The organism is Streptomyces sp. NPDC048606, from assembly GCF_040650855.1.
Taxonomy (GTDB): domain Bacteria; phylum Actinomycetota; class Actinomycetes; order Streptomycetales; family Streptomycetaceae; genus Streptomyces.
In genome coordinates this window covers 1-7,358 of the sequence record NZ_JBEZIB010000082.1, presented here as the reverse complement: position 1 = coordinate 7,358, position 7,358 = coordinate 1, and the positions used below count along the sequence as shown (strand labels likewise).

Annotated in this window: 7 protein-coding genes and 2 pseudogenes; 3 read left to right on the top strand and 6 right to left on the bottom strand. The window is 69.3% G+C overall.

What is annotated here, in order from left to right:
• Positions 1-88: 88 nt before the first annotated feature.
• The gene (locus AB0D01_RS39255; RefSeq protein WP_363064137.1) at positions 89-646 is read right to left on the bottom strand and encodes a hypothetical protein; all 558 of its coding nucleotides are present in this window, start codon (positions 644-646) and stop codon (positions 89-91) included.
• A gap of 262 nt (positions 647-908) precedes the next feature.
• On the opposite strand from AB0D01_RS39255, the gene AB0D01_RS39250 reads away from it, so the two are divergent.
• On the top strand, positions 909-1,187 hold the full coding sequence (locus tag AB0D01_RS39250; protein ID WP_363064135.1) for a hypothetical protein: 279 nt from the start codon (positions 909-911) through the stop codon (positions 1,185-1,187).
• Between the two features lie 27 nt (positions 1,188-1,214).
• Here the strand turns inward: AB0D01_RS39250 and AB0D01_RS39245 are convergent, their stop codons facing one another.
• Both AB0D01_RS39245 and AB0D01_RS39240 read right to left on the bottom strand, forming a co-directional pair.
• A complete protein-coding gene (locus AB0D01_RS39245; protein WP_363064133.1) occupies positions 1,215-1,586 on the bottom strand; it encodes a hypothetical protein in 372 nt (123 codons plus the stop codon).
• A 371-nt stretch (positions 1,587-1,957) separates the two neighbouring features.
• The gene (locus AB0D01_RS39240; RefSeq protein WP_363064131.1) at positions 1,958-3,829 is read right to left on the bottom strand and encodes a hypothetical protein; all 1,872 of its coding nucleotides are present in this window, start codon (positions 3,827-3,829) and stop codon (positions 1,958-1,960) included.
• A gap of 262 nt (positions 3,830-4,091) precedes the next feature.
• Here AB0D01_RS39240 and AB0D01_RS39235 point away from each other — a divergent pair, with 262 nt between their 5' ends.
• Together AB0D01_RS39235 and AB0D01_RS39230 are read left to right on the top strand one after the other, a co-directional pair.
• A complete protein-coding gene (locus tag AB0D01_RS39235; RefSeq protein WP_363064129.1) occupies positions 4,092-4,457 on the top strand; it encodes a S26 family signal peptidase in 366 nt (121 codons plus the stop codon).
• 40 nt (positions 4,458-4,497) lie between these two features.
• Positions 4,498-4,725 (top strand): annotated as a pseudogene (locus AB0D01_RS39230) (IS630 family transposase); the annotation flags it as partial.
• Between the two features lie 938 nt (positions 4,726-5,663).
• Here the strand turns inward: AB0D01_RS39230 and AB0D01_RS39225 are convergent.
• From AB0D01_RS39225 to AB0D01_RS39215, 3 genes and pseudogenes are all read right to left on the bottom strand, one after another.
• Positions 5,664-6,173: a GNAT family N-acetyltransferase gene (locus tag AB0D01_RS39225; RefSeq protein ID WP_363064127.1), complete on the bottom strand. Its 510-nt coding sequence runs from the start codon at positions 6,171-6,173 to the stop codon at positions 5,664-5,666.
• A 69-nt stretch (positions 6,174-6,242) separates the two neighbouring features.
• Positions 6,243-6,620 carry a hypothetical protein gene (locus AB0D01_RS39220; RefSeq protein WP_363064125.1) on the bottom strand — a complete coding sequence of 126 codons (378 nt, stop codon included), beginning with the start codon at positions 6,618-6,620 and terminating at the stop codon, positions 6,243-6,245.
• 40 nt (positions 6,621-6,660) lie between these two features.
• Positions 6,661-6,933 (bottom strand): annotated as a pseudogene (locus tag AB0D01_RS39215) (ATP-grasp domain-containing protein); the annotation flags it as partial.
• Between the last annotated feature and the right edge of the window lie 425 nt (positions 6,934-7,358).

The following is a 7,358-nucleotide window of genomic DNA, read 5'->3' as shown; positions in this document are numbered from 1 at the left end:
GGCCTGAACAGCACGAGCGAAACCTCCGACGACGAAGCTACATGCCTGAACCGAGTCCCGCTCACAGAGCTCGTTTACGGGACAGCCCTTAGCTGACGGGCCACACACTTGGGCTGCCCGCTCGTACGTAGTCGGCGTATTCGTCCATGCCGAGGCCACGGTTCATCCATCTGCTCCGGACTGCCCCGGTCAACGACTCTGCCAGCTCGAGCGCCCCCAGCGGCTCGGAAGCGATCCCGAGTTCACAGAAGGGCATATCCTCGTCGTCCTCATGCGGGTAGAGGAACGGTGGAAGCTCGTAGAGATTCCGCTGTCCCTGGTAGCCGTCGGCCCGATCCACGCCGCCGTACAGCGTGATCACGTATCCCTGCTCTCGCGGCCAGATCTCCACCCATGCGACGCCTCGCTCGCCATTGTGTTCCTTCGGTCCGAGGAACTGCTCGATCTCTACTCCACGACGCAGTGCCCCGACGGCGAACGCTTCAACCAGATAACGCATGCCACCACCGTAAACGGGAGGTCTGACAGCAAGGAAGCCGACGATGTCGCCGTCGATCAGACCGCCCGTGATCATCATGGAGTGACTCAAGTTGAATACGGGGCGGGCTGCGCCGCCACTGCCGGCGTGGGCGCGTTCGAGGCGCACGTCGCGGAGCTTGCCGGGCTCATAGCACCGCTCTTCTCGCGGCGTGACCTGCGGGCGAACGCGGCGGCGTATGTGCAGGGGCTGCTGTGCCCGGAAGTGTCTGGCAACTGCTGGGCCATCGCGCAGGCGGCCGGGCACGATCGGCCCTACCGGCTCCAGCACCTACTGTCTGGGGCGGTGTGGGATGAGGACGCGGTGCGCGATCAGCTGCGCGGCTTCGTTGCCGGGCACCTGGGCGACGGCGGGGTGCTGCGACGTCGTCGTGGCCTTCGATGGCGGAACCTACATCGACATCGGGAGCCTGAGCGGCTGCACACAGTGGTCGTTGTCCCCGCTGCTCCGGACCCTTCCCGACGGAAGCGAATTCGTGCTCTCGGCGGAGACCACACCCGCAGAGCTCCACTTCACCGATGCCCAGGACCCCTCCGGAACCTGGACAGTCCGCGACCGTACCAGGAAGGAGGAGGATAAGCCGCGTAAGACCGAGGAGATCTCGAATCAGGTCCACTACGACCTCTCGGACACCGAGCACTGCGGTTAACTGATCGTTTCAGAATGAGCTTGCTGTTTAACGTCCGGCCGCTTCGGCATCGGAGGCCATAGACGTCTGCAAGACGCGCAGCCACCGTTGGCAGACGTCACTGGCGACTGGTTCGAACAGCTCGGGGGTCGAGATTTCGACGAGGAACTGGGTCAGCAAGTTCCGGTGTGCTTCCTCGACGTCCACCTGTTCCTCGAAGTGGAGGGCGTGTCCCCAGTCGACGAGCTGACCTGGGGTGGCGAGTCCTGCAGTGACCTTCTCAACAGCGGATACGGCGTGGGCGCGGCGGAAGGTGACAGTTGATGTCGGTTCGCTGTGCCGAACGCCTCTGATGAGCTCGGAAAGCTCACCGTTCCAGCGCACGAGGTCTTCGAGGGGCAGGCTTTCGTTCGCGTCCATGCTGCCCATCCTGCTTGATGGTGTCGGGACCGGATCTATGTGGACGCCCGTCAGCTGGGAACTGGCGTGACACGTCGGGTTTCGTGCCGATTTGGTGGTGTGCGGGGCAGGTGTAGGGCTCGCCGGTCGCGAGGACGCGTCCGACGTCGTAGCGGGTGGCGGGCCGCTGGTTCTTCAAGCCGAGTGGGTTTCGGTGTACGGGGCGGCGTGCCCGTCTTCGTGTGTAGGTTCCTGAACCCACCGACGTCGAGGTGATCTGGGATCCACCTCCGGAACCCTGGTCATGGACCGCCCGGGTCACCCCCACCGGCGAAACGAAACCGAACCGCCACCGCCGGACGGCAGGGGCCGAACGGCACGCTGAGGGCGGCTCAGCTTCCTTTCGAAGCCCGACGGCGCTTCCTCTGCTCGGCCCTCCAGACGACGATGCGCTGCGCGTGCCTCTCGGCGAGAGCGCGGATCTCGTCCGCGTGGCGGCCCCGCGCGGCATCACGGTCCCACAGGACCCGCAGCGCGCCGACGCGGGCGGCGGCACGTACCGCGGGCAGCGGGTCGTCCACCAGTCGCAGCACGGTGAGCAGGGGCTCAGGCTCGAAGGAGTCCTTCAGCAGCTCCACCGCCAGTGCCCGCCTCTCGGCCGCCTCGCCCGGTGCGGCAAGGGCGACGAGGCTTCCCTCCGGAATCCGGCTCCGCCGGCTCCGCAGGGCACCGCGCGCGGCCCTGGACGTTTCCTTCGCCGGGTCGGACAGGAAGGGCAAGGCTTCCTCCCAGCCGATGGCGTGCCGGTTCGAGAGGTGGGTCAGGGCCGCGCCCCGCACCCACCCGTGCGGATGGCCGAGCAGCGTACGCATGACGGCGGGGTCGTCACGCAGGCCCCGCAGTACGACTGCCGCGACGCGCGGGTCGGGATCGCCTGCGTACCGGGCCAGCGCGTCGGCGCCCAGGACGCCCAGCCGTCGCAACCCGCCGAGCGCCCGGGCGCGTACGGCCCCGTCGGCGTGCCGGGTCAGCGTGTGGAGCAGCGCGCTGTCCCGGGGGTCCCGGCCTTCGGCCAGGCCGCTCACCGCGGCGGGCGTCACCGCCTCCGGGTCGGCGCACCACGCACGGTACCGGGCGTGCGGGTCCCCGCCGGCGGCGCGCAGCTCACGGCACGCGACGGCCCGCACCCAGGAGGAGGGGTCGGCCAGGTACCGCACGAGGCCCTCGGAGCGTCCGCCGGCACGCAGCCGCCCAACGGCCGCGCCTCGTACGTCACTGTCGTGCGAGGTGAGCAGCTCGCTGAGGACCGCGTCCGCACCGGGCAGCTCCAGGGCCGCCCGGGCGGCGAGCCGCCGGACCCTCCGGTCGCGATGTCCGACGGCGAGTGCCGCCAGGTCGCTTACGGACGGCAGCCGGGCGGAGAGCGCGTACCTGAGGGCGCGGAGCCGCACCTGGGACCCCTCGCACCTGGCAAGGAAGTCGAGGAATCGTTTCCGTGCCGCCGTGTGCCGCCCTGACGCGAGCGCGGCGCGGATCGCTTCGAAGCGTTCCGCGTTCGACCGGTCAGCGGTCAGGGCGATCCCGTACAAGGCGTCCGCGTCCAGTGCCCCGGCCTCCGCCCCGGCCCGTATGCCCGCCGTCCTGGCGTCGGACCCCTGCCAGCCTTCGCAGGCCAGCAACTCCCGTACGGCAGCCTCCCGGACGCCGCCCGCCCGCGCGAGCACCGCGACGCGCGCCCAATGCCCATGTCTGCGGATGCCGACGCGCAGCGCCAGTACGACCAGGGAACGCACGGAGTCGGCACCGGCCGCCGTGAGGGCCGTCGCGAAGGCGGTACGGGCCCGCTCCCGCACGCCCTGGTCGTTGTCCGCGCAGCGCAGCAGGAGCAGCGGTAGCGGCGCCGCCGCACCCCCGGCGTCCAGTGCCGCCGCCCGGACCCGCGGGTCGGCATGGCACAGGCACAGCGCGAGCTCGGACTCGGAGGGCGGGCCTTCCCGGAGCGGGCCGTCCCCGGCCCAGTAGGGGGCGGTGTCCCAGTCCGCGATCTCACGTCGGTCGAACCAGTGGAAGCCCACCCGGAGCGTTTCCGAGAACTTCCACCCGGCCACCCGGCTCAGGGTCCCGTTGAAGACATCCGCGTCGAGCCGTACCCAGTCCTCCGCCCGCCCGGCCCCCACGGCTGCGGCCACGTCCTTCCCGTGCAGCAGCCGCTCACCCGCGCTGAGGAACTGGGTGGGGGTGAGCAACAGCGATCCATTCGTCATGAGCGGCACTGTAATCTCCGCCTCAGCCCCTCCACCTGGGAATATGACGACGCAGAGGACGTGGACCTCACCGACCTGGACTTCGTGGAGTGGCGAGGCGGCGGCCCCGAGGCGTGGGATCCCTCTTCCTGAAGCCCGCCCGCCCGATCCGCGGCGATGTCGGAAAGTTGCTGGTGCCGTATCAGGCAACGTTCGCCTCGCTGGTGGGGCACGGAAGAGTAAATCGGTGGGGTGATGCCGGGGAATCTGAAACGATCGCCGGATGGGTGCATTGGATGCAGTGGCAGGCAGGGTTGCCGGCGGGGCCACCGTGACGTTCCGCCCCAGCGGCTCCTCGATGGTCCCGCTGATACGCAGCCGGCAGCAGGTGGTCGTTGCTCCGGTCGACCCGTCGAAGTTGGAAATCGGGGACATCGTCCTCGCTCGTGTCGCAGGGACGGTGTACCTGCACTTGGTGTCGTCCGTGGACACCGCCAGGAAGCGGGTGCAGATCAGTAACAACCGTGGCCTCGTCAACGGCTGGACCAGCCACGATCGTGTCTTTGGTATCTGTGTGACAGTCGATGGCGTCACCAGGTCAAAGGTCGCAGGCAAAACACTCGCAGCCGACTCCAACGACTCTTCCTGAACCTGACACTCCAGCGGCATCGGGCCGCCAAGCCATCCAGGTGGCAGAACGAGTGCGCGTTCGCTTGATCGATGACAACGAGGGCCGATGGCTACTGCGGATAGTCCGCAGAGGCACAGCTCTGTGGTGACCTGGCGGCGCGCAGATGGTGCTGCTGTCCGTTCAGGGCATGCCGGTCGCGAAGATCGCCGAGGTGTCGTTCACCCGTGACGATCGGGTCCGCGACGTGCTCCACAACTTCAACGCCGACGGCTTCGACTCGCTCTACCGGGTTGTACCGGAAGGGGGCTGGAGAGGTGTCTGCACGGTTGTACTGGGCGGGGGACCGCGGGTGTGACCGCAGGTGGGACCCCCGATTCCGGTGATCTTCCATTCGTGCAGTTCAGGGCCCGTGGGCAAGCCCTGTTCGGAAATCGATACCTCTCTTTCCTCGCGATAGCCGAGGGGAGAGGTCTGTCCGTGTGCCGGGGGCTGGCGGCGGCGCGGTGGGGCGCCTCGTTTCGGCCCGGGTGGTGAGGTGGTTCTGTCTTTCGGGACTCACCGGTGAGTTCACCGGCTCGATCACCGGTCCACTTACCGGCTGGTGGACTCATCGAGGAACTCACCACTGGACTCACCGGTCGGTGAGTTCACTGCCCGGTGAGTTCACCGGCTGGGCTCGCCGCTGGGTGATGTCGTTGAGGAACTCACCGCTGGGTTCACCGGTCCAGTCACCAGTGGGTGGACCGGTGAGGTTCGTTGCGGAGGCCTTCTGGGTCGTTCTGTCGGCAGGACGGTCGCCGGTGTCGTCGGGCGCGCAGGCGTCCGCATCGGTGTTCGTCTCGCAGACGCTCGACTTCCGAGGGGCGTTCGGTTCGGTCGCGGCTGGGGCCTGCTGGCGTGGGAAGCGGAGGGGGAAGCGCGGGGGGAACCGCGTTTTCTGTTGATCTTGTGTTTGTACAGGTCAGGGCCGGTGAGTGAGGTCGTTTCTGCTCAGACATTTATCTGTGGAGGGGGGTGGAGGGTTGTGGTTGTGGGGTCGGGTGTGGGTTGTGGAGGGGGTGTTGGGGTCTGGGATCTGTGGCTGGGCTGGGCTGGGCTGGGCTGGGCTGGGTGTTGGTGGGTTGCTGTACGGGTTCGGCAAGGAAAGGCTTGCCGGTTCGTGGATCACGGGGGCAGTCGGCCGATTGCCTCCGGCCTGGTGGGGCGGGCTTTCAGCTGGTCACGTCACGACCTCACCCCCTGCGGCGGCCAGTGGAGGGCGTAGTACTTGAGGCGTTCGTCCTCCCCGACCGGTTCCATGCCGGCTGCCGCCATCACGCGTTGCGAGGCTAGGTTGGCCCGGTCCGTGTCGCCGACGACCTGGGTGACCCCGTGTGTGCGGGCGAACTCCAGCAGGGCGCGCAGGGCCTCCGTCGCGTAGCCCCGACCCTGGGCGGAGGGGGCGAGGCCGTATCCGATGGTGACCGTGCCGTTCTCGTCCGGCGGCCCGTGGAAGCCGAGGCCGCCGATGGCCTCGCCGTCCTCCCGGCGGCGGATCTCGTAGGGGCCGAAGGGCTGCGGGTCGTCCCGTAGGGCGCAGGTGTCGAGGTGGCGTCGGGCCCCCGCGATATCGGCCGCGGTGGGATAGTCAGGGGCCCATCGTTCGTGCTCCCGCGGTTTGCCCCGCGCCAGGGATTCCGCTTCTGGGACGCTGAGCGGGTGAAGCACGAGCCGCTGGGTGACGAGATCTTCCATGGGGCTGGAGTACCACTGCCCGCACCGCCGCCGCAACGGGGTTCTTCCCTCGGTGGATACGCGCGCCGATCAGATGAGTTCGGTCCGGACGGCACCGACACGTGTGACGAAGGACAGGGCGTCGATCGCCTCCCTGGCCGCCGCGAGGGCCTCTTCGGCGGTGTCGGCGTGCGCCCGCGCCCACGCGAGCCGGGAGAAGCTGTTCTGCAGGCCCGCCAGCTCGGCGCCCGAAGCGGCGAGGATGTGCAGCTTGACGTGCTCGGGGCGCACGGCGTCGGCGCCGGACACCTCGACGAGGGTGCCCTCGGCAGGGGAGCCGGCGAACCAGATGGCTTCCGTCCGCCGCGCCCGGTCCGGGGTCGCCCAGGGTCTGCCGGATCTCCGGGAGCACCTTCTCGCCGAGGACCTGGCGCAGCTGCGATTCGATGAGGTCGACGCCCGTCGCATCCGTCACCATGTTCCACAACTCGTCGCCGCCGGTGCGCAGATGCGTCTCGATGATGCGCGGTCCGCGCTCGGTGAGGATGACCTCGGTGTGGGTGGGCCCGAACTCGACGCCCAGCGCCTCCAGGCTCACGACCACCTGCCGCTCGATCGCCGCCGCCTGCTCCGCGTCCAGCGGGGCGGGCATCACGTGTCCCAGTTCGACCAGGCTGACCGGGTCGGAGTACTTGCGGGTGATGGTGGCCACGACGTGCTCGCCCTGCTCGGAGAAGGCCTCCACGCTGAACTGGGGCCCGACGAGGAGCTCCTCGACGATGGCCCGGGTGCCCGCGCCCGCCGTGCCGGCCCGCTCCAGGGCGGCCTCGGCCTGCGCCGGCCCTCCTGGCCGCCGACCCGGCCCAGGCGGACGTCAGGCCGCCGTAGCCGGGGTGCGCCGCCTCCGAGTCTCCGAGTCCGCCGCCGGCGGCGGGCGGCCGGGGCGTTCCCTGATGGGCCGTCTGCTGCGGCCGCTTGCTGCCGGGTTGCTGGGTTGCCGTGGGGATGGTGGCCGGGCTGGGTAGCGTGACGGGTATGCGTACGGTTTCTTGTCCGGTGTGTGGGGGCGTGCCGGTTCCGGCCGGGTTTTTCGCGGGCGTCGTACGGGCCCGTACGACCCGCGAGGGGGTGACGCCGAGCGCACCGAGCCGTGCCTGCTGCTTGGGGTTCAGCCGCGCCCAGCTCCGTCGTTGGGTGGCGAGTCAC

What these genes read in the sequence shown, in the direction of transcription:
- AB0D01_RS39245 (WP_363064133.1), bottom strand. Translation starts at nt 1,586, where the DNA reads ATGGACGCGAACGAAAGCCTGCCCCTCGAAGACCTCGTGCGCTGGAAC.
- AB0D01_RS39240 (WP_363064131.1), bottom strand. Translation starts at nt 3,829, where the DNA reads ATGACGAATGGATCGCTGTTGCTCACCCCCACCCAGTTCCTCAGCGCG.
- AB0D01_RS39235 (WP_363064129.1), top strand. Translation starts at nt 4,092, where the DNA reads ATGGGTGCATTGGATGCAGTGGCAGGCAGGGTTGCCGGCGGGGCCACC.
- AB0D01_RS39225 (WP_363064127.1), bottom strand. Translation starts at nt 6,173, where the DNA reads ATGGAAGATCTCGTCACCCAGCGGCTCGTGCTTCACCCGCTCAGCGTC.
- AB0D01_RS39220 (WP_363064125.1), bottom strand. Translation starts at nt 6,620, where the DNA reads ATGCGACGGGCGTCGACCTCATCGAATCGCAGCTGCGCCAGGTCCTCG.